Raw genomic sequence first — 17,327 nt, 5'->3', positions numbered from 1 at the left:
CACGTCAGACCGCCCACCAGCCGGTGCTGTCCGGAGCGAGCACCGTCTCGCCGCCGTCCACCACGAGGTCGGCCGAGGCGAGCAGCAGGGTGCCCGGGGACGCGATCCGCACCGGCTCGCCGGTGGTGTTCACGGTGCACATGAAGGACCCGCGGCGGAAGGCGAGGGTGCCTTCGGGGCCGTCCAGCCACTCGACCTCCGTGCCGGCGCCGAGGTCGGCCGTCGCCCGGCGGAGGGCCAGCGCGCTGCGGTAGAGCTCCAGGGTGGAGGACGGGTCGCCGGTCTGCGCCTCGACGCTCAACTCGGCCCAGGCGGCTGGCTGCGGCAGCCAGGACGGCCCGCCGGCCACCGGGCCGAAGCCGTACGGGGCCTCGGTGCCGGACCACGGGATCGGGACGCGGCAGCCGTCGCGGTAGCCGTCCTGTCCGGCCTGGCGGAAGAACGACGGGTCCTGGCGCACCTCGTCGGGCAGGTCGGTGACGTCGGGCAGGCCGAGCTCCTCGCCCTGGTAGACGTACGCGGAGCCGGGCAGCGCGAGCATCAGCAGGGTGGCGGCGCGGGCGCGGCGCAGGCCGAGCTCGCGGTCGCCGGCGGTGCGGATCTGGGTGCCGAGGCCGGGCTCGTTGCCGAAGCGGGTGGCGTGCCGGGTGACGTCGTGGTTGGACAGGACCCAGGTGGTGGGGGCGTCGACCGGACGCATCGAGTCGAGCGAGAGGTCGATCACCTCGCGCAGCGCGGCGGCCTCCCAATCGGTGCCCAGGTACTGGAAGTTGAAGGCCTGGTGCAGCTCGTCGGGGCGGACGTAGTTGGCGGTGCGCTGGACGGTCGGGGTCCAGGCCTCGGCGACGCCGATCCGCTGGCCCGGGTACTCGTCGAGGATCTTGCGCCAGCTGCGGTAGATCTCGTGCACGCCGTCCTGGTCGAAGAACGGCATGACGTCGTTGCCGAGCAGCTTGAGCTGGTCGGAGCCGCCGAGGTCGGGCAGGCCGGGGGCCTTGACCAGGCCGTGGGCGACGTCGATGCGGAAGCCGTCCACGCCCATGTCGAGCCAGAACCGCAGGATCGAGCGGAACTCGTCGGCGACGGCGCGGTTCTCCCAGTTGAAGTCGGGCTGCTCGGGGGCGAACAGGTGCAGGTACCAGTCGCCGGGGGTGCCGTCCGGGTTCTCGGTGCGGGTCCAGGCCGGGCCGCCGAAGATGGACTCCCAGTCGTTGGGCGGCAGTTCGCCCTTCTCGCCCTTGCCGGGACGGAAGTGGTAGCGGTCGCGCAGCGGGGAGTCGGGGCCCTCGCGCAGGGCGCGCTGGAACCACTCGTGCTGGTCCGAGGAGTGGTTGGGGACCAGGTCGACGATGATCCGCAGCCCCAGCCCGTGGGCGTCCCGGATCAGGGCGTCGGCGTCCAGCAGGGTGCCGAACATCGGGTCCACCGCGCGGTAGTCGGCGACGTCGTAGCCGGCGTCCGCCTGCGGCGAGGCGTAGAACGGCGAGAGCCAGACGGCGTCCACGCCGAGGTCGCGCAGGTACGGCAGGCGACTGCGGATGCCGGGCAGGTCGCCCATGCCGTCGCCGTTGGAGTCGGCGAAGCTGCGCGGGTACACCTGGTAGATGACCGCGTCCCGCCACCAGTCTCTGTGCACGCCGCCCGCCGCAGGAGCCGGGGTGGCCGCCTCGTGAGCGGTGTCGGCGACGGGCCGGGAGGTGTCGGCCAGGTTCTGGGTCATGGACGGTATCCCTTGGGGATCGGAGGAGCGGGGGGCCTTGCGCGCGAGGTGTGTCGCGGCAGGCGTCACGACTTGGAGGCACCGGCGGTCAGGCCGGTGACCAGGTGGCGCTGCACCAGGTAGAAGAAGGCCGCGGACGGGATCGCGATCAGCACGGCGGTGGCAGCCATCAGGTTCCACTGGGCGTCGTGCTCGCTGACGAAGGTCTGCAGGCCGACGGCCAGCGTGTACTTGTCCGAGCTGAGCATGAACGTCGAGGCGAACGGCACCTCGGCCCAGTAGGTGAGGAAGGAGTAGAAGGCGGCGACGGCCAGGCCCGGGCGGGCGAGCGGCAGCACCAGCCGCCAGAAGGTGCCGAACGGGGTGAGCCCGTCGACCCGGCCGGCCTCGTCGATCTCCACCGGGATGGTGTCGAAGTAGCCCTTCAGCAGCCAGGCGCAGTACGGCACGGTGGTGGTCGAGTAGACCAGGATCAGACCGGTGTAGCTGTCCAGCAGGCCGAGTTCGGAGAGCATCGTGTACATCGGCACGATGAGCACCGCGATCGGGAACATCTGGGTCACCAGCAGCGACCACATCAGCGGCTTGTGCCCGGGGAACTTCATCCGGGAGACGGCGTAGCCGGTGGTGGCGGCGAGCATGACGCCGAACACGGTGGTGATGCCGGAGACCAGCAGGGCGTTGCCGAACCAGGTGAAGAAGTCGGTGTCGGACAGCACGTGCTGGTAGTTCGACAGCGTGAGCTTGTCGAAGATCTGGCCGGGGTGGAGGTAGTCGGTCTTGTCCGGGCCGAGCGAGACGAAGAGGATCCACGCGACCGGGAACAGCGCGATCAGGCTGGCCACGATCAGGGTGCCGTGGGACAGCGCCCGGACCAGCGGGCTGCTCTCGCCGCGGCGGCGGACCTCGGCCGGCCGGGCGGCCGGGGCGGCGGTCGCCGCGGGGGCCGGGCGTTCGGTGGTGGTGCTCATCGGGGTTACCTGCCTTCGTGGGTCAACTGGGTCCGGGGCCTCAGCCGTTGGCCTGCTCGTTGCGGGCGAGCCAGCGCCGGTAGAAGGCGGTGAAGACGATCAGGATGGACAGCAGGATCACGCCGTACGCGGCGGACTGCGCGTAGTCCCGGGGGATCTGGCCGAAGCCGAGGCGGTAGGCCCAGGTGACCAGCAGCTGGGCGTCGGGCGCACCGGTGCCGAACAGCAGGAAGATGACGTTGAACTGGTTGAACGTCCAGATCACGCCGAGCAGGACGACGGTGGAGGAGACGCTTCGCAGCCCGGGCATGGTGACGTGGCGGAAGCGCTGCCAGGGGGTGGCGCCGTCCATCTCGGCGGCCTCGTAGAGCTCGGCCGGGATCGACTGCAGGCCGCCGAGCAGCGAGATCATCATGAACGGCACGCCGGCCCAGGTGTTGACCAGGATCGCGGCCGCCTTCTGGGCCCACGGGTCGGTGAGCCAGCCGGGCTCGGGCAGGTGGAGGGAGGAGAGGATCCCGTTGACGACGCCGCCGTCGGAGAGCATCAGGCGCCAGGAGAAGACCGTGACGAAGGTGGGCACGGCCCAGGGCAGGATGAGCATCATCCGGTAGAAGGCGCGCCCGCGCAGCTTCTTGTTGAGCAGCAGGGCGAGGCCCAGGCCGAGGGTGTAGTGCAGGAAGACGCAGATCGCCGTCCAGGCGATGGTCCAGACGAAGTGCGACCAGAAGCGGTCGTACGAGCCGGGGCCCCACAGGATGTCGGCGTAGTTGTGGAAGCCGACGAAGTTGTAGCTGGCCGGGATCTCGTTGACGCCGATCGTGCGGGCGACGTTGAGGCTGTTGGCGTCGGTGAGGGTGAGCCAGATGCCCTCGACGAGCGGGTAGAGCACCAGCACGCCGAGCACCAGGACGACCGGGGCGATCATCGCGTAGGCGTACCAGTGCTTGGCGTAGGAGCGCTTGACGCGTTCCAGCAGGCCCGGACGCTGCTCGCGCTCCCGGCTGCCCTTGCCGGTGGCGCCCTGCACGGCGACTGACATCGTTTGCACCTTCTCGGGGGGATTCTCGGGGGAGGCCGACGGCCCGGCCCGTCGGGGAGGCGACGGATGACGGCGGACAACTGACAGATGATGAAATCTGTTCTCTGTTATCCGTTCGCCGTCATCCGTCAGCCGTCATCCGACGGACCGGGCACGGGGACTACTTGGCGAAGCCCGGCAGGAGCTTGGCGTAGTCGGTGGCGACGGTGTTCAGGGCGTCCTGGGTACCCGTGCCCTGGACGGCCTTGCCCAGGTTGGTGCCCAGCGAGGCGAACAGCGAGCTGTACTCGGGCAGTTCGGGGCGCGGCTTGGCGCTGCTCAGGATGCCCTGGAAGCCGGCGATGCCCGGGTCGGCCTTGACGTCGGCGGTGAAGGCGTCGGAGCGGGTCGGCAGGGTGGAGTTCTTCTGCGCGATGAACGCCTGGCTCTCGGCCGAGGTCATGAAGGCGGCGAACTTCTCGGCGGCGGCCTTGTGGGCCTTGTCGGCACCGGCGTAGACGGCGATGTTGTGACCGCCGGTCGGGGCGCCGGCCTTGCCCGCGGAGCCGCCGGGGACGGCCGCGATGCCGAGGTTGGCCTTGTCGGCGAAGGCCGAGCCCTTGTAGATGTTGGTGATCTCCCAGGGGCCCTGGATGATCGCCGCAACCTTGCCGCTGTTGAAGGCGTCCATCATGTGCGCGTAGGCGTCGGTGGTGACGTCGGCCTTGGCGGTGCCGGGCGAGGTGAACATCGACTTGTAGGTCTCGACGGCCTTGACGGCCTCCGGCGAGGTGACGGTGATCTTCTTGCCGGCGGCGTCGACGGTGTCGGTGCCCTCGCCGAACAGGAACGGCATCGCGTAGTAGCCGTCGGCAGCCTTCAGCCAGAAGCCGTCCACGCCCGCCTTGTCCTTGACGGCGGCGGCGTCGGCCTTCAGCTCGTCCCAGGTCTTCGGCGCCTCGGTGATGCCGGCCTTGGCGAACAGCTCCTTGTTGTAGAGCAGGCCCAGGGTGTCGGTGACCAGCGGGACGCCGTACAGCTTGCCCTCGTACTTGGCCTGCTGGATCAGGCTGGGCTGGAAGGCGGAGGTGTCGGCGGCGGCCGGGGTGCCGTCCAGCGGCTCCAGGTAGCCGGCCTTGGCGAAGGCGGCGGTCCAGCCGACCTCGGAGCGGAACACGTCCGGAGCGCCCTTGGCCCCCATGGCGGTCTGGAGCTTGTTCTGCGCCTGGTCGAACGGGACGTTGACGAAGTCGACCTTGATGTTCGGGTTGGCGGCCTCGAACTTCTTGACGAGCTCCTGGTAGTTCGGCGCCTCGTTGGTGGCGTTCGAAGTGTCCCAGTACGTGAGGGTGACCGGCCCGTCGGCCTTGCCGTCCGAGCTGGAGCCGCTGCTGCCACAGGCAGCCATCGAGACCGCGAGGGCCACAACGAGGGCAGAGGCCGCGATGCCACGCCGCATGAGAACTCCTTGGGAGGGTGGGGGTGCCCGAGATCTTCGGAGACAGGCGCATAATGGCTGCCTCGTGCCGACCGCATCCTTGCTGCCGTCGGGCTGGAAGGAAGTTAACAGCGGTGAAAGATCGACGGAAAGTCCTTGCAGCAAGTTTCTGCAAGAAACGGGGATCGTTACATCCGCGTGTCCTGGACGTTGCCACTCGGTAGTTGACGCCCACGCCGATTGCCCCGGTTCGTCCGATTCCGACCGCTGCCGGGTGGCCGACGGAACCACCGTGCGTGGCTGAAAGCCGCCTGGCGCAGACTGGACGCATGCGCATCAGGACCGTCACCGAGGACGAACTTCCGCTGCTCGCCGAGCTGGAACGGGCCGCCGGCGCCCCCTTCGCCGCGATCGGCATGCCGGAGGTCGCCGAGGACGAGCCCCCGGCCCCGGAGGAGCTGGCGCACTACCTGCAACGGGGCGTCGCCCTGGTCGCCGAGGCCCCCGACGGCACGATCGCCGCCTACCTGCTGGCCGAGCCCGTGGACGGCGCGATGCACATCGAGCAGGTCTCCGTCCACCCCGACCACGCCCGCCGCGGCATCGGGCGGGCGCTGATCGATCACCTCGCCGGGACCACCGACGCCCCGGCGCTCACCCTCACCACCTTCGCCGAGGTGCCCTGGAACGCCCCCTACTACGCGCGCTGCGGCTTCCGCCCGCTGAGCGACGCCGAGGTCACCCCGGGCCTGCGCGAGATCCGGCGCCAGGAGGCCGAGCACGGCCTGGACCGCTGGCCCCGGCTCTGCATGCGCCGGGACCTGCGGCCGTGATCCTGCCCGCGGCCCTGCCGTTGGCCGGGGCCACAGCTGCGGGCAGGTCCCCGGCCCTGACCGTGACGGGCTAGTTCGTCCCCAGCCGCAGCACGGTCGTGGAGCGGAACTCCTCCCCCGGCCGCAGCACCGTGCTCGGGAACGCCGGGTGGTGCGGGGAGTCCGGGAAGTGCTGGGTCTCCAGCGCGACCCCGGCGAACGGCCCGTACGGGACGCCGCTCGCACCGGTGACCGCGCCCTGGAACTTGTTCGCCGTGTAGACCTGGACGCCCGGCTCGGTGGTCAGCACCTCCAGGGTGCGGCCGCTGACCGGGTCCTCCAGCAGCGCCGCCCGCGCCGGACTGCCGTCCGCGGGCCGCTCCCGCAGCACCCAGTTGTGGTCGTAGCCGCCGGGCCCGACCAGCTGCGGGTGCCGGTCGTGCACCGACTTGCCGATCGGCGTGGCCACCGTGAAGTCGAACGGCGTGCCGGCCACCGGCTCCGTCCGCCCGGTCGGGACCTGCCGCTCGTCGGCCGGGGTGTACTCGTCGGCGTCCAGGGTCAGCAGGTGGCCGAGGACGTCGCCGTTGCCTTCACCCGCGAGGTTGAAGTACGCGTGGTTGGTCAGGTTGACGACGGTCGGCTTGGTGGTGACCGCGCGGTAGGCGATCACCAGCTCGCCGGAGGCGTCGAGCGTGTAGTCGACGGTCACGTCCAGGGCGCCGGGGAAGCCCTGGTCGCCGTCCGGGCTGTGCAGCCGCAGCCGCACCCCGCCCTCCACCGCCTCGGCCTCCCACATCCGGTGCGCGAAGCCGTCCGGCCCGCCGTGGATGGTCATGCCGCCGCCGGTGGGGGCGAGCGGGTACTCCTCGTCGTCGACGGTGACCGACGAGCGGTCGATCCGGTTGGCGTACCGGCCGACCACCGTGCCGTAGTGCCGGGCCGGGCCCAGGAGCTGGGCCAACTCGTCGCTGGAGAGCAGCAGTTGCGCGGAGCGGCCGGAACGGTCCGGTGCGCTCAGGGTGTGCAGGGTGGCACCGAGGTTCAGCACGCTCGCCTCGTACGGACCGGCCGTGAGCGTCCAGCGCTCGATCGCGGCGCCCGCGCCCGAGGGTTCGAGGTGTTCGTGTCGAACACTGGTGGCCTCGCTCGCCATGGCCTGCTCCTCACTGTCGGCCGGAGCACTCCGCGCCCGGCCGCTTCCTGGTCCGTCGAGGGTGCCTCGGCAGCCCCGTCTCCGTCAGCCTATCGACGGCGGCGGCCACCCGGGCGCAGCGGCACCGGCGCGCTCCGCCCTTACGCTGCACCCGCCCTGACCGGCCGCCACCTGCCACGGCCGCCACCGCCCGCCGCTGCCACCACCGCACGACAAGCCGCCCCACGAGAAGCGGCCGCACGACAAGCCACCGCCGCGCGGACCGCCGCCCCTACTCCTCGTCCTCTACCCGGCTCGCCTCCCGCTGCTGCTGCAGCCCGAGCGCCGAGGCCAGCCCGTCCGGCCCGCTCCCCGCCTTGCGGTAGACGGCCGCCAGCCGCCTGTTCACCAGGCTGATGTGCAGGCCGAGCTCCTCGGCGATCCGCTGCGGCGGCAGGCCCTGCACCGCCTGCCGGGCGACCTCCAGTTCCGGGCCGCTGAGCGTGTCCAGGGTGTCCCGGAAGTCGCGCAGCCCGAGCCGGTTGGGCCGCAGGCCGTAGTTGGCCAGCTCCCGCCGCGCCTGTTCGACCAGCCCCTCCGCCGAGCAGTGCTGGGCCAGCTCGATGCCCTGGTACAGGTACTCCTGGGCGTCCTCCAGCCGCCCGACCCGGCGCAGCGCGGCGCCGAGGTCGACCAGTGCGACGGCGTGCTCGTAGCCTGCCGGGGACTGCCCGAGGTGCATCACGGCCTGCTCCAGCAGCTCGACCGCCTGCTGGCCGTCCTCGACGTACGCCTGAAGCCGCAGCGCGCTGCCGATCGCCGAGGCGGTGCCGAAGGTGCGGGCGTGCCGGACGGCCGTCTGGGCGTACTCGCGGGCGCGCTCGGGCTCGTCCTCCGCGATCGCGACGGCGAGGTGGCCGGCCCAGGGCGCCCAGACGGTGTTGCGCCAGCCGCGGATCTCCAGCTGGGTGCCGGCCTCGGTGAGCGCGGCGGCCGCGCCCGCGTGCCGGCCCTTGGCGATCAGCAGCTTCCCGTACAGCGAGGCCGCGTCCGGCAGCACCATGGCGGTCGCGTGGTACGGCGGGTGGAAGCCGAACTCGTTGGCCAGCTCCCAGGCCTCGTCGACCCGGCCGCGGGCGATCAGGGTGTCCACCAGCACGCCGACCGCGTCCCAGGCCAGCGGCAGCCTCTGCCCGATCCGCTCGGAGATGCGGTACGCCCGGCGCAGGAAGTCCTCGGCCTCGGCGAGCAGGCCGCGGCGGAACCGGGCCAGGCCCATCAGGAAGTACGCGAAGCCCCGGTGGGCTCCGCTCCAGCCGGCCACCTCGAACTGGATGATGGCGTCGGCGGCCAGTCGCTCGGCCTGGGCGACGCGGTCGTTGTAGATGTACGTGAGGCCGAGCATCGAGGGCAGTTCGAAGCCCCAGGTGGTGTCGGTCCAGCCGAGGCCCTTGGGCAGCCGGCCGCCGTCGAGCACCCTGTCGGCGAGGGCGAGCGCGTCGGCGGAGGGGGCGCCGCGCAGGGTGAGGTCCCAGGCCCGCATGGCGAGCACTGCCCGGTCGGCGGCTTCCTGGCCGGTCAGGCTGCCGCACATCGCGCCGAGCCGGGCGGAGCGGCCGGGGCCGTCCTCCTCGGACTTGCGGAAGGCGTGCCACATGAACGAGGCGGCCTGCAGCCGCTGTCGCCCGGCCGGGTCGTCGGTGATCTGCGCCTCGTCCTGGCAGACCAGGGCGGCCTGGCGCAGCTCACCGCTGTGCGCGAGCACCTCGGAGAGCCGGAAGGTGGCGTCCACCCGCAGTTCGGGGCGCAGCGGCACCTCGTCCGGGTCGAGGGCGAGCTTGAGCTGGTTGACGGTGGCGACGGGGTCGGTCAGCAGGGCGGAGCAGCCGAGTTCGTAGAGCACCTCGGCCTTGATCTCGTCGGCGGGCGGCTCGTTGAGCGCGCGGTGCAGGCAGCGCTGGGCGGCCTCGGGGGCGCCGATCAGCTGGTGTTCGACGGCGGCGCGGCGCAGCTTCTTGACGATCCGGTCGTCGCCCTCGCCGGAGTGGGTCTCGACCAGGTGGCGGGAGGCGGCGAGCAGGCCGAGTCCGGCGTTCTCGATCTCGACGGCGGCGATGCCGTGCATGCCGAGGCGGGTGGCGTCCGGCATGGTGTTGTAGATCGAGCTGGCGATCAGCGGGTGGACGAATTCGAGGTTCCCGTTGGGGGCCTGGGTGAGCACGCGCTGCTTGCGCAGCTGCTTGATGGAGTCGCGGGCGCCCTCGGTGCTCTGGGTGGAGATCCGGGTGGCGAGGTCGACCCTGATGTCGGTGCCGAGCATGGCGCAGGCCCAGGCGAAGCGCAGGGTGCTGGCGCCGAGCCGGTCCAGCCAGCTCTTGAGGGTCATCCCGGTGGCGTCGACGGCGAGTTCGCGCAGCTGCCGGGAGTTCTCCTCGACCGGTTCGAGCTCCTGGTCGCGGACCTGGTCGAGGAGGGCGACGACCTCGAAGGGGTTGCCGTTGACGACGTTCCAGAACTCGTAGCAGAAGGCGTCCTCGGCCTTGGGGCCGAGTTCGGCGCGGATCATGTCGGTGACGGAGCTGAGGTTGAGCCGGTTGAGCTCGTGCTTGCGGCCCTTGAGGCCGATGATGTCCCGGCGGAACTCCTGGGTCGCGACGGGCCAGTCGTTCTCGTCCTCGCGGAAGGCGAAGACCAGCAGGACGGGCAGTTCGCTGGAGCGGACGGCGAACTTGGCGAGCCAGGAGAGGGATTCCGCGTCGGCCCAGTGCAGGTCGTCGACGATCATCACCATCGGCGCGCGGCGCGGTGCGAGCTGGGTGAGGACGTAGTCGAGGCCGTCGCGCACGCCCTGCGGGTCGAGGCGGCGGGCGCCGGCCTTGGGCTGCTTGAGGCCCATGGCCGGTCCGACGACCTCCTCCCAGGTGCCCATGACCTGGCGGAACACGTCCGGCGCCAGGTCGGTGAGCACCGGCTGGAGCAGCTGGCGCAGCACGTGGTACGGCTCCTTGAACTGGCGTTCGCCACCTCGGGCGAACAGCACGGTGGCGCCGTCCCGCAGCTTGGCGATCCGTCGGACCTCCTGCAGCAGGCTGGTCTTGCCGATGCCGGGGCGGCCGGAGAACGCGAGCAGGTCGCCGATCTCGGTGCCGCCGGCGGCGAATTCGCGGCAGAGCCGGTCGACGGCGTTCTCCACCGAGCGCAGTTCGGCGTCCCGGTCGCGCAGTCGGACGCGGGGCGCGGTACCGTCACCGTCGCGCCCGGAACCGGCCCCCGCCCGAAGTTCGTTCTCCTGCTCGGTCACCGTCGCGCCTCCGCCTCGCCCGATCGCGTCACAGCTCCATCACTGCGTGGAGCCGAGGTTAGCGCTGCGTGGGCCTCACTGTGCGCCATTCGTGCAGGCTGGGACGGACGGTGAGGGTTCGGAGAGCTTGCCAAGGGCAATTGCCCTATATCCCTAACGCCCGATCATTACATCAGATACCCTACGGCCCTCAGGCAAAGATGATCTTGCGAACCCCACCCTCACCATCTCAGCCTCGCCGTGTCAACTCCCCCCACAGACAGTGCTCGAACCACAAGCGCCCCCACCCTCCGCTGCACCGGGAGTCCGATGTCTGACGACACCTCACTTCAGATTCCGTTCCCGCACCGCCGCAGTCCGCACGGCCCTCTCGCCACCGCACTGCACCGCGACTGGCTGATCCGCCACCCCCTGCTGCCCGACGCCGACCACCCCGGCTACGCGCACTGGGAGGTGGTCGACCTCGCCGCGCTGGGCTACCCCGACGCCGGGCCGACCGAACTCGCCCTGGCTGCCGACCTGATGGGCTTCTACTTCCTCTTCGACGACCAGTTCGACGGCCCGCTCGGCCGCCGCCCCTCGGAAGTCGCTCCGATCTGCGAACGCCTGATCGCCGTCCTGCACGGCGCCCGCCCCGACCAGGGCTCCCCGGTCGAAACCGCGTTCGCCGACCTGTGGAGCCGCAGCGTGCAGGGCATGCCCGCGCGCTGGCAGGCGCGCGCCGCGTACAACTGGGAGTACTACCTGGCCAGTCACCCCGCCGAGGCGGCCGGCCGGATCTCCGCCCGGCCGCCGGACCGGGACGGCTACCTGGAGCTCAGACGGGGCACCGCGGCGATGGAGACCATCTTCGACATGGTCGAACGCATCGGCCTGTTCGAGGTCCCCGCCGCCGTCCTGCACCACCCGGTGCTCCGTCAACTCCGCCAGCTGGCAGCCGACATACCGTCACTGAGCAACGACGTCCGGTCCTACCCGCTGGAGGCGCCGCGCGGGGACGTCAACAACCTGGTCATGATCGTCCAGCGCGAGCGCCGCTGCTCGGCCGAGGAGGCGTGCGCGGCGGTCATCGCGGAGGCCCAGCTGATGGTCGAACGCTGCGCCGAGCTGCACGGACGACTTCCCGACGTCTACCGCGAGTTGGGCCTGTCCCGGATAGAGCGGGCGATCGCCCAGCGGTACGCGGACGGGCTGCTCACCTGGCTGGCGGGCTACCTCAGCTGGGAGGCCCGCACCGGCCGGTACCACGCGGTCTGACACCCGCCCGCCGGGCACCCGGCCGTGCGCCTGCCGGGCACGGCCACCGCACCCGCCCCGCCAGGGGGCGGTGAGGTGGACGACCGCACCGACGCCGACGCCGATGACCACGACGGCGACGGCGACGGCGATCGCATCGACCACGACGGCGACGGCGACGGCGACGGCGACGGCGACGGCGATCGCATCGACCACGGCGACCGCACCGACCCCGACCGCGCCTGCGAGAACGGCCGGAACGCCCACCCTCCGTACGGACGGGTCGCACGGACCGTAGCCGCACCGCGCGCCCGGCGGTTATCGTGCTCGACGGCGGGCGCCCCCGGGCGCCCGGCCCGTGTGCGTGTCCATACCCTCCCGCCGGGCCGCCCCGACCGGGCGGTCCGGCGCGCCGCCTCCGGCCGTGCGGTCCGGGCGGCGCCCGACGTCGCGAGGAGACACCAGAGCATGACGGTCTACCAGCCCCCCGGCGCGCCCGGCAGCATCGTCGCCTACCGGTCCCGGTACGAGCACTGGATCGGCGGTGGATGGACGCCCCCGGTGCGCGGCGAGTACTTCGGCGATCCGACCCCGGTCACCGGCGAGGTCTTCACCGAGGTCGCCCGCGGCACCGCCGAGGACGTCGAGGCCGCCCTGGACGCGGCCCACGCCGCCGCCCCCGCCTGGGGCCGCACCCCGGCCGCCGAGCGGGCCCAGGTGCTGCTGCGGGTCGCCGACCGGATGGAAGCCAACCTGGAGAAGCTGGCCGTCGCGGAGAGCTGGGAGAACGGCAAGCCGGTGCGCGAGACGCTGGCCGCCGACCTCCCGCTCGCCGTCGACCACCTGCGCTACTTCGCCGGTGCGCTGCGCGCCCAGGAGGGCAGCCTCTCCCAGCTGGACGAGGACACCGTGGCGTACCACTTCCACGAGCCGCTGGGCGTGGTCGGGCAGATCATCCCGTGGAACTTCCCGATCCTGATGGCGATCTGGAAGCTCGCGCCGGCGCTCGCGGCCGGCAACGCGGTGGTGCTCAAGCCCGCCGAGCAGACCCCGGCCTCGGTGCTGCTGCTCGCCGAGCTCACCGCCGACCTGCTGCCGCCCGGCGTGCTCAACATCGTCACCGGCTTCGGCGAGGAGGCCGGCGCCCCGCTCTCCGCCAGCCCGCGGATCCGCAAACTCGCCTTCACCGGCGAGACCTCCACCGGCCGGCTGATCTCCCGCGCGGCGGCCGAGAACCTGATCCCGGTCTCCCTGGAACTCGGCGGCAAGAGCCCCAATGTGTTCTTCGCGGACGTCGCCGACGCCTCGGACGCCTTCTACGACAAGGCCATCGAGGGCTTCGCGATGTTCGCCCTCAACCAGGGCGAGGTCTGCACCTGCCCCAGCCGGGCGCTGATCGACTCCTCGATCTACGAGCGGCTGCTCGCCGACGGCCTGCAGCGGGTGCGCGCGATGCGCCAGGGCGACCCGCTGGACACCGAGACCCAGGTCGGCGCCCAGGCGAGCGCCGAACAGCTGAAGAAGATCCTCTCCTACTTCGAGATCGGCCAGGCCGAGGGCGCCAAGGTCCTCACCGGCGGAGAGCGCGCCGACCTCGGCGGCGCCCTGGCCGGCGGGTACTACGTGACGCCCACCGTGTTCGAGGGCGACAACTCGATGCGGGTCTTCCAGGAGGAGATCTTCGGCCCGGTCGTCTCGGTGACCCGCTTCGACGGCTTCGACCAGGCGGTCGCGCTCGCCAACGACACCCAGTACGGGCTCGGCGCCGGTGTGTGGACCCGCAGCCTCAACACCGCCCACCGGGCCGGACGCGCCATCCAGGCGGGCCGGGTCTGGACCAACTGCTACCACGCCTACCCGGCCCACGCGGCCTTCGGCGGCTACAAGAACTCCGGCATCGGACGGGAGAACCACAAGGCGCTGCTGGAGCACTACCAGCAGACCAAGAACCTGCTGGTCAGCTACTCCACCGACGCGGTCGGCTTCTTCTAGACCGAAAGGCTCCGGGCCGAAAGGCGGAGCGGGAGACCGGCCCCGGCCTCCCGCTCCACCGCCACTCCCCGCGGCGGGCTTTTCGGGCAAATCACCTGGTTCGGGATCTAAGCACATGAATCCTGCCATTTTCCCGACGCGCCGCCGACATGCCCGGACGGACCCCGCGAACGCCTTAGAACAGGACTCCCCGACACCCCTCACCCCCGGGAGTCCCGCATGACCATCGCCGTCTCCAAGCTCTCCGACCCGGCCGTCCGCAACTTCGTCACCGCGATCAACGCGGGCGACCGCCAGGCCTTCCAGGCCACCCTCACCCCCGGCGCGACCATGTCCGACGACGGCTCCGACCGCGACCTGGCGGACTGGACGGAGCGCGAGATCTTCGGTGCCGGCGGCCGGATGGCCGTCCAGACCGAGTCGGACGGCGGCCACGCACTCGTCGCCAACTTCACCAACGACACCTGGGGCGAGATGCGCACCGCCTGGCGCTTCACCGTCGACGACGGCAAGATCAGCCGCTTCGAGACCGGCCAGGCCTGAACCGACAGGCCTGAACCGACAGGCCTGAGCCGGACAGGCCTGAACCGGCGGGCCTGAACCGGACCGCCGGGGATCAGGACAGCCCCAGGCACCCCCGCACCGCGCGGATCAGGTTCCGCGAGCGGACGTCTCCGGTGACACCCGGCTGCATGCCGTTGGTGACGTAGCCGAAGCCCAGCCCCAGCTCCGGATCGGCGAAGCCCAGCGAGCCGCCGCGCCCCGGGTGCCCGAAGCTCGCCGGGGAGGCCATCGGCGCGGTCGGGCCGTGCCGCCAAAAGCCCAGGCCGAAGGTGGAGTTGACGATCAGCACCCGGTCCGGCCCGCTCACGGCCGGCCCGACCGCGCGGGCCAGCACCTCCGGCCCGAGCAGCGGCGGCAGCACCGCGCCGGAGCCGTCCGGACGGTCGGCCGCGCCGATCAGCGCCGCGTAGAAGCGGGCCAGCGAACGGGCGGTGCCGATGCCGCCGGCTCCGGGGATCTCGGCGGCCTGCACCGCCGGGTCGTTGAGGTCCACCCCGGGACGCACCGAGGCGAAGGACCGCGCGGTCAGCGAGCCCGGGTCCTGGTAGGCGTCCCGGACGGCCTGCTTGGGCCGCAGCCGCAGCCCGCTCGGGCCGGTCCGGGCCGCCTCCGGGGCGGGCAGGTCGACGAGCTTGCCGACCCTCGGCGCCGCCCCGGCGGGCAGCCCGATCCACAGGTCCAGCCCGAGCGGCCGGGCGATCTCCTCGGCGAAGTACTGCCCGATCGTCCGGTCGCTCACCCGCCGCACCACCTCGCCGACCAGCCAGCCGAAGGTGTACGGGTGGTAGCCGTGCGCCGTGCCGGGCTCCCACGCGGGCGCCTGCGCGGCGACGGCGGCGGCCGCGCGCTCCCAGGTGAGCACGTCCTCCAGCCGCAGCGGCACGTCCAACGCGGGCACCCCGGCCTGGTGCGAGAGCAGCCAGCGCACCGGCACCCCGGCCTTGCCGGAAGCCGCGAACTCCGGCCAGTACGAGGCCACCGGCGCGTCCAGGTCCAGCAGCCCGCGTTCTGCGGCCAGCAGCGCGGTGGTCGCGGTCAGGCCCTTGGTGACCGAGCGCAGCACCTGCGCGGTGTCCGCCGTCCACGGCACCGCCGGCGCGGGCCGCCCGCCGACCTCGGGCCGGGCGTCGCCGCCCCACAGGTCGACCACCTTGCGGCCGTGTACGTACAGCGCGAAGGCCGCGCCCAGTTCGCCGTACTCGACGAAGTTCCGCGCGAAGGCCGCCCGCACAGGCCCGAACCCCTCGGCCGTCTCGCCCCAGATCTCCACCACCGCGCGCCGCCTTCAGACCGTTCCGATCGCCGTCGTCCGCCCGCGTTCGAAAGTTCGTGGAGATCCGTTCGAACCGGGCCCCGAAACCCTAACCTGTTCGTCATGACCAACCCTGCCGAGGAACTGCTGGACGTCGTCGACGAGCACGACCGGGTGATCGGAACAGCCTTGCGCGGCGAGGTCTACCGGCGCGGCCTGACGCACCGCTGCGTCTTCATCCTGGTCCGCGACCCGGCCGGACGGATCTTCGTCCACCGCCGCACCGCCACCAAGCTGTTCGCCCCCGGCGCGTACGACATGTTCGTCGGCGGCGTCGTCGGCTCCGGCGAGACCTACGCCGAGGCCGCCGTCCGCGAGGCCGAGGAGGAGCTCGGCGTCCACGGCATCGCCCCGCGCCCGATGTTCAAGTTCCACTACCGGGAGCCCGACGGCGGCAAGCTCAACTGGTGGTGCGACATGTACGAGGCGAAGTGGGACGGCCCGGTCAGCCCGCAGGAGTCCGAGGTCGCCTGGCACACCTGGCTCACCCCGGACGAGCTCGCCGAGCGCCTCGCCCGCGACACCTTCGTCCCCGACGGCCGCGAGGCCTACCGCCGCTACCTGGACCTCCGGAGCGCATAGGCCGCCGGACGGCACCGGGCGACCGGACAGCGTGGGCCGCCCGGGCCTCCTGGGCCGCCGGACAGCACCGGGGACCGGACAGCGTGGGCCGCCGGACCAGCGCCGGATAGGGTGACGCGCATGGCCTCCCGTACGCCGTCCCCGACGGCCGACCGCGCAGCACGGACCTCCGCAACCGGCCGGGCCCCGGCGGGTGAACGGCCCCGCCGACGGCTGAGCGTGGACGAGCGGCGGGAGCAGCTGATCGCCGTGGCGCTGGAGCTGTTCAGCCGGCGGCCGCCGGAGGAGGTGTCGATCGACGACATCGCCGCCGCCGCAGGCGCCTCCCGGCCGCTGGTGTACCACTACTTCCCCGGCAAGCAGGCGCTGTACGAGGAGTCGCTGCGGCGGGCCGGGCGGGAGCTGGCCGCCCGCTTCGAGGAGCCCATGGAGGGGCCGCTGTCCGAGCGGCTCCTCCGCGTGATGGGCCGCTACCTGGACTTCGTCCAGAGCCACGGGCCCGGCTTCGCGGCGCTGCTGCGGGGTGGCTCGGTGGCGGCCAGCGCGGGCACCTCGGCGGTGATCGACGACGTGCGCCGGGCCGCGCAGGAGCAGATCCTGGCCCACCTCGCACTCCCCTCGCCCAGCCCCGGACTGCGGCTGACCGTGCGCGCCTGGATCGCCAACGCCGAGATCACCTCGCTGGAGTGGCTGGGCGAGCGCTCGGTGCCGCTGGAGGAACTCCAACTGCACCTGGTGCAGGAGTTCGTCGCGGCGCTCACCCTCATCGCCGCCCGCGAGCCGGCGCTCGCCGCCGAACTGGCCTCGTTCTTCGCCGCCGAACGTCCGGACGGCCCGACCGGACGCCTGGTCCGGGACCTCGCCGGGCTGTTCGCCGTCCCGGGGATCCTCGACGCGGTCACCGCGCTCGCCACCGCAGCTCCGGCCGACGCGCCCGCCGGGTCGCTCGCCGACGTGCCCGCCGGGGCGCCCGAGCCTCCTGCGACGGCCTCCGGCCCCGAGTCTGGACCGAAGGGCGGACCGGAGGCCGGACCGAAGGGCGGACCGGAGGCCGGAACCACCGCCGGTTGACCGCCGAAGCAGTGGTCACCGCGCTGGTCCGAGTGATCATCGGGTCATCCTGCGGTTCGGTCAGGACGGCGGGCTCTGACCTGAATCCGCAGGTAGTGGGGGAGGATGGCGGCTGATACGACGACAGGTGCGCTTTCGGTTTGAGAAGATCGGGGTTCCTACACCGTGACCA

The 17,327-nt window shown here is 72.1% G+C and carries 12 protein-coding genes and 1 pseudogene; 6 read left to right on the top strand and 7 right to left on the bottom strand.

Translation table 11 applies throughout. The features are described 5' to 3' along the window. Positions 1-4: 4 nt before the first annotated feature. The 4 genes from ACIGG8_RS39765 to ACIGG8_RS39750 all read right to left on the bottom strand — a co-directional run bounded on the left by ACIGG8_RS39765 (position 5) and on the right by ACIGG8_RS39750 (position 5,171). Entirely contained in the window at positions 5-1,720 is a 1,716-nt protein-coding gene (locus tag ACIGG8_RS39765) for a glycoside hydrolase family 13 protein (RefSeq protein WP_396553450.1), read from the bottom strand. 65 nt (positions 1,721-1,785) lie between these two features. Further along, entirely contained in the window at positions 1,786-2,691 is a 906-nt protein-coding gene (locus tag ACIGG8_RS39760) for a sugar ABC transporter permease (protein WP_396553449.1), read from the bottom strand. A gap of 40 nt (positions 2,692-2,731) precedes the next feature. Next, a complete protein-coding gene (locus tag ACIGG8_RS39755) occupies positions 2,732-3,733 on the bottom strand; it encodes a sugar ABC transporter permease (RefSeq protein WP_350524256.1) in 1,002 nt (333 codons plus the stop codon). Positions 3,734-3,893: 160 nt separating this feature from the next. Further along, complete coding sequence (locus ACIGG8_RS39750; RefSeq protein WP_396553448.1) at positions 3,894-5,171, bottom strand: extracellular solute-binding protein; 1,278 nt, start codon at positions 5,169-5,171, stop codon at positions 3,894-3,896. A 308-nt stretch (positions 5,172-5,479) separates the two neighbouring features. Here ACIGG8_RS39750 and ACIGG8_RS39745 point away from each other — a divergent pair, with 308 nt between their 5' ends. Beyond that, positions 5,480-5,983 carry a GNAT family N-acetyltransferase gene (locus ACIGG8_RS39745; protein ID WP_396553447.1) on the top strand — a complete coding sequence of 168 codons (504 nt, stop codon included), beginning with the start codon at positions 5,480-5,482 and terminating at the stop codon, positions 5,981-5,983. A gap of 70 nt (positions 5,984-6,053) precedes the next feature. Here ACIGG8_RS39745 and ACIGG8_RS39740 read toward each other — a convergent pair whose 3' ends face one another. Beyond that, positions 6,054-7,118, bottom strand: a complete 1,065-nt coding sequence (locus ACIGG8_RS39740; protein WP_396553446.1) for an aldose epimerase family protein — start codon at positions 7,116-7,118, stop codon at positions 6,054-6,056. A gap of 271 nt (positions 7,119-7,389) precedes the next feature. Beyond that, complete coding sequence (locus ACIGG8_RS39735; RefSeq protein WP_396553445.1) at positions 7,390-10,398, bottom strand: ATP-binding protein; 3,009 nt, start codon at positions 10,396-10,398, stop codon at positions 7,390-7,392. Positions 10,399-10,707: 309 nt separating this feature from the next. On the opposite strand from ACIGG8_RS39735, the gene ACIGG8_RS39730 reads away from it, so the two are divergent. The 3 genes from ACIGG8_RS39730 to ACIGG8_RS39720 all read left to right on the top strand — a co-directional run bounded on the left by ACIGG8_RS39730 (position 10,708) and on the right by ACIGG8_RS39720 (position 14,169). Further along, the gene (locus ACIGG8_RS39730; protein ID WP_350524251.1) at positions 10,708-11,655 is read left to right on the top strand and encodes a terpene cyclase; all 948 of its coding nucleotides are present in this window, start codon (positions 10,708-10,710) and stop codon (positions 11,653-11,655) included. A 447-nt stretch (positions 11,656-12,102) separates the two neighbouring features. Then, entirely contained in the window at positions 12,103-13,626 is a 1,524-nt protein-coding gene (locus ACIGG8_RS39725) for an aldehyde dehydrogenase family protein (RefSeq protein ID WP_396553463.1), read from the top strand. 219 nt (positions 13,627-13,845) lie between these two features. Then, the gene (locus ACIGG8_RS39720; RefSeq protein WP_396553444.1) at positions 13,846-14,169 is read left to right on the top strand and encodes a nuclear transport factor 2 family protein; all 324 of its coding nucleotides are present in this window, start codon (positions 13,846-13,848) and stop codon (positions 14,167-14,169) included. A 73-nt stretch (positions 14,170-14,242) separates the two neighbouring features. On the opposite strand, the gene ACIGG8_RS39715 is transcribed toward ACIGG8_RS39720, so the two are convergent. Next, positions 14,243-15,463: a serine hydrolase domain-containing protein gene (locus tag ACIGG8_RS39715; protein WP_396553443.1), complete on the bottom strand. Its 1,221-nt coding sequence runs from the start codon at positions 15,461-15,463 to the stop codon at positions 14,243-14,245. Between the two features lie 102 nt (positions 15,464-15,565). On the opposite strand from ACIGG8_RS39715, the gene ACIGG8_RS39710 reads away from it, so the two are divergent. Together ACIGG8_RS39710 and ACIGG8_RS39705 are read left to right on the top strand one after the other, a co-directional pair. After that, positions 15,566-16,084, top strand: a complete 519-nt coding sequence (locus ACIGG8_RS39710) for an NUDIX hydrolase (RefSeq protein ID WP_396553442.1) — start codon at positions 15,566-15,568, stop codon at positions 16,082-16,084. Between the two features lie 213 nt (positions 16,085-16,297). Then, positions 16,298-16,969, top strand: a pseudogene (locus ACIGG8_RS39705) (TetR/AcrR family transcriptional regulator); the annotation flags it as partial. Positions 16,970-17,327: the final 358 nt, after the last annotated feature.

Origin of the sequence: Kitasatospora sp. NPDC085464 (assembly GCF_044541955.1) — a bacterium.
Taxonomy (GTDB): Bacteria; Actinomycetota; Actinomycetes; order Streptomycetales; family Streptomycetaceae; genus Kitasatospora.
Note: the sequence above shows the minus strand (reverse complement) of the source record. Positions and strands in the feature narration are given on the sequence as shown.

What these genes read in the sequence shown, in the direction of transcription:
- ACIGG8_RS39765 (WP_396553450.1), bottom strand. Translation starts at nt 1,720, where the DNA reads ATGACCCAGAACCTGGCCGACACCTCCCGGCCCGTCGCCGACACCGCT.
- ACIGG8_RS39760 (WP_396553449.1), bottom strand. Translation starts at nt 2,691, where the DNA reads ATGAGCACCACCACCGAACGCCCGGCCCCCGCGGCGACCGCCGCCCCG.
- ACIGG8_RS39755 (WP_350524256.1), bottom strand. Translation starts at nt 3,733, where the DNA reads ATGTCAGTCGCCGTGCAGGGCGCCACCGGCAAGGGCAGCCGGGAGCGC.
- ACIGG8_RS39750 (WP_396553448.1), bottom strand. Translation starts at nt 5,171, where the DNA reads ATGCGGCGTGGCATCGCGGCCTCTGCCCTCGTTGTGGCCCTCGCGGTC.
- ACIGG8_RS39745 (WP_396553447.1), top strand. Translation starts at nt 5,480, where the DNA reads ATGCGCATCAGGACCGTCACCGAGGACGAACTTCCGCTGCTCGCCGAG.
- ACIGG8_RS39740 (WP_396553446.1), bottom strand. Translation starts at nt 7,118, where the DNA reads ATGGCGAGCGAGGCCACCAGTGTTCGACACGAACACCTCGAACCCTCG.
- ACIGG8_RS39730 (WP_350524251.1), top strand. Translation starts at nt 10,708, where the DNA reads ATGTCTGACGACACCTCACTTCAGATTCCGTTCCCGCACCGCCGCAGT.
- ACIGG8_RS39725 (WP_396553463.1), top strand. Translation starts at nt 12,103, where the DNA reads ATGACGGTCTACCAGCCCCCCGGCGCGCCCGGCAGCATCGTCGCCTAC.
- ACIGG8_RS39720 (WP_396553444.1), top strand. Translation starts at nt 13,846, where the DNA reads ATGACCATCGCCGTCTCCAAGCTCTCCGACCCGGCCGTCCGCAACTTC.
- ACIGG8_RS39710 (WP_396553442.1), top strand. Translation starts at nt 15,566, where the DNA reads ATGACCAACCCTGCCGAGGAACTGCTGGACGTCGTCGACGAGCACGAC.